Below are 2,920 nucleotides of genomic sequence, written 5' to 3'. Positions count from 1 at the left end.
TCTTCGACCGCGCCGTTCTGCCGCAGGATGGCGCCGCACCAGGGGCGGTTGGTGCTGCGCGGGTCGGCCTTGAACGCGGGGTCGCCCGCGCCGATCACGATGCCGGCGTTGGCCGCGTTGTCGCTGATGGTGTCGTAGACCTTGCGCATCACCTTGGTGTGCCGGTCGAACTGCTCGATGCGCGCGTCGATGATTTCGATGGCGGGGGTGATGTACTCGGTCGCGGCCAACACGTCTTCCACCGTCACGTTCGGGCCGGCCAGCGGCGCCTTGAGCACGAAGGCCAGTTCGACCTCGACGCGCGGGGCGATGAAGTTCTTGACCGGAATCTCCAGCACCTCGCCGGCCTTCGCGGTGTAGAGCATGTCGTCCAGCAGGGTGCCGTAGTCGGGCTCGTCGATCTGGCTGCTGATCTGCATGGCGCGGCTGGTCAGGCCGATCTTGTGGCCGATGACTTTTTTGCCGGCGGCTTTTTCCAGCTCGACCCAGGCGCGGCCGATGCGGTAGCCGTCTTCGACAGTCATGCCGGGGTGGCGTTTGGAGAAGTGCTCGACCTGCGTGCGGGTCTGCTGGGACTGCTGCAGCTCGGCGGCGAGCTGCTGAACGAGGGCGTCGTCGAACATGGCTTCTTTATGACTTGTTGAAGAGCGGGTGCAGGGAACTGTTCTTGGCGTCGAAGACCTCTGTGCCTTCGTCCACCTGCACGGTGATGCCGATGGGGCGCCTGGCCAGCTGTTCGGCGAAGCGCTCTTTCACCACGGCGTTGAGCGCCTCGCCCACGCGCTGGTGCACGACCGCGCTGCGGCCCTTGGCCATGCGCACGTTCATGTAGACGAAGGCGTAGTCGCCGCCCAGGCCCGCGGCCACGCCCGCCGCACCGCCGTCGGACACCGCGCTGTGCGCCGCGGGGTAGGCCAGCACGCGCGTGCCGCCGGTGGGGAAGACCTGGCGGTCCTGCTCGTCGCGCACTGCGAGCATGGAGTCGGCCAGCGCGCGGCACAGGCCGCTCATGTCGACACCGCCTTGCGAGGCGGGCTTGTCGAGAGTGGGGGTGTAGAGGATGACGAGGTGGGGCATCTTCAGAGTCGGGTGGCGATGGTTGAGAAGCCGTCGGCGCGCGAGGCCACGGGCTGCGGGATGGCCGATCCGCTGACCGGCAGCACCGGGAACAGCGCGTTGATCTGGCCGGTACCGCTGGCACCGAAGTACGGCGTGACGATCTCGGCCTGGCCGGTGTATTCGCTCCAGCCCAGCACGCCGAGCATCATGGCCGTGTCGTGCATGAAGCCTTCGCCGTGGCCCTTGGCGGCGTACTCGGGCAGCATCTCGCAGAAGTCCTTCCACGCGCCCGCTTTCCACATGCGCACGACCTCGTCGTCCAGGTGTTGCAGGAAGGGGCTCCAGACCTTGAAGGCGTATTCAGGGGCGAGGCCGTTTTGTGCGAAGCGGTGGCTGAGCGAGCCGCTGGCGAGGAAAGCGACAGTGCCGTCGTAGTGGTCTTCGACGGCCTTGCGCATGGCCCAGCCCAGGCGGGCGCTGTCGTTGAGGTAATGCGAGGTGCACAGCGCCGAGACCGAGACCGCCTTGAAGTACTGGTCGGCGTTCATGTAGCGCATGGGCACGAGCGTGCCGTATTCGGGCTGTAGCGTGGTGGCGTGGTGGGGCAGGGCTTCGACGCCGTGCTCGTTCGCCACCTTGGCGAGCAGCTGGCCGAGCTCGGGGTTGCCGGGGATGGCGTAGCCCATGTTGCTGATGAAGTGGGGCAGCTCGTTGCTGGTGTAGGTGCCTTGCCAGTGTTCGGCGCAGTTGAGGTGGTAGGTGGCGTTGACGAGCCAGTGGGTGTCGAAGACGACGATGGTGTCTACCCCCAGTTCTCGGCAGCGGCGTGCGATTTCCTTGTGGCCGTCGATGGCGTCCTGGCGGGTGCCTTTGCGGGGGCCGTCGAGTTCGCTGAGGTACATCGAGGGGACGTGGGTAATCTTGCCGACCAGTGCTACTTTGCCCATGCTGTTGTCTCCTGTTGCTTATCGGCTGACGTGTGTGGTGGAAGGCGGCGACGCGGGCCTGCCTCCGCGAATGTCCCCCGTGCCGTTCCGGCCCTCCTCCGTCAGGCGACGCGGACGAGGTTCCGCACGGCGCGGGCATCCCGTTCTCGGGCGGTCTGCGTCGTTGCAAAGCCTCGCCGGGCCGACCGGCCCGTCTGCGTTTTGCGCCTCGCATCCCATCCCGACAACGGGCGCCCACATCCGTGGGAACCTCGCCCGCGTCGCCCTTTCGCTGCGGCAGCCCCCCATCACCGCCTTCACTCGCTGCGCATCGGTACACCGACCGGGGAGTGCCATCGCTGCTTCTGAATGGTGAGCGTGGGGTGCACGACGCAGCGAAATAAAGGAGGAGAAATGGGCGCAGCCCATTTCGGGGGACATTCGCGGAGTCGTGTACCCCGCGATCGCCATTCCGCCCGGGTCTGTGAGCGAAACCACAGCGAGCACGTCAAACACCCCAATGAGGAATATGGTGCGAGCCCATGGAAACAGCGACGTTCTTCGGCTCCAGGAACACCTCGTAACTCCACGTCCCGCCCTCACGCCCCGTGCCCGATGCCTTGGTGCCACCAAACGGCTGCCGCAAGTCCCGCACGTTCTGCGAATTCACGAAACACATGCCCGCTTCCACCGCAGCCGCCACCCGGTGCGCCTTGCCGATGTTCTCGGTCCAGACATAGCTGCTTAGACCGTAGGCGATGTCGTTCGCGATGCGGATCGCATCCGCCTCGTCCTTGAACGGGATCAGGCAGGCGACCGGGCCGAAGATTTCTTCCTGCGCTATTCGCATGCGGTTGTCCACGTCGGCAAACACCGTGGGCCACACGTAGTTGCCGCGGCGCACGCGCTCGGGCAGTTCGGGGGCATAACTGGGA

The 2,920-nt window shown here is 66.1% G+C and carries 4 protein-coding genes; all 4 read right to left on the bottom strand.

The annotated features are described in order from the left end of the window. Positions 1-623, bottom strand: a 623-nt coding sequence (locus ACR2JA_RS14470; protein ID WP_434009781.1) for a 2-oxo-hept-4-ene-1,7-dioate hydratase, incomplete at its 3' end; no start/stop codon positions are given. 7 nt (positions 624-630) lie between these two features. Then, positions 631-1,077, bottom strand: coding sequence for a 5-carboxymethyl-2-hydroxymuconate isomerase (locus ACR2JA_RS14465; protein ID WP_434009780.1), 447 nt, complete (start codon positions 1,075-1,077; stop codon positions 631-633). A gap of 2 nt (positions 1,078-1,079) precedes the next feature. After that, on the bottom strand, positions 1,080-2,006 hold the full coding sequence (gene hpaD, locus ACR2JA_RS14460) for a 3,4-dihydroxyphenylacetate 2,3-dioxygenase (protein ID WP_434009779.1): 927 nt from the start codon (positions 2,004-2,006) through the stop codon (positions 1,080-1,082). 487 nt (positions 2,007-2,493) lie between these two features. After that, a partial coding sequence (locus tag ACR2JA_RS14455; protein ID WP_434009778.1) for an aldehyde dehydrogenase family protein occupies positions 2,494-2,920 on the bottom strand: 427 nt, incomplete at its 5' end.

This window comes from Hydrogenophaga sp. (genome assembly GCF_051007235.1).
In the GTDB taxonomy this organism is placed as follows: domain Bacteria; phylum Pseudomonadota; class Gammaproteobacteria; order Burkholderiales; family Burkholderiaceae_C; genus Hydrogenophaga.
Note: the sequence above shows the minus strand (reverse complement) of the source record. Positions and strands in the feature narration are given on the sequence as shown.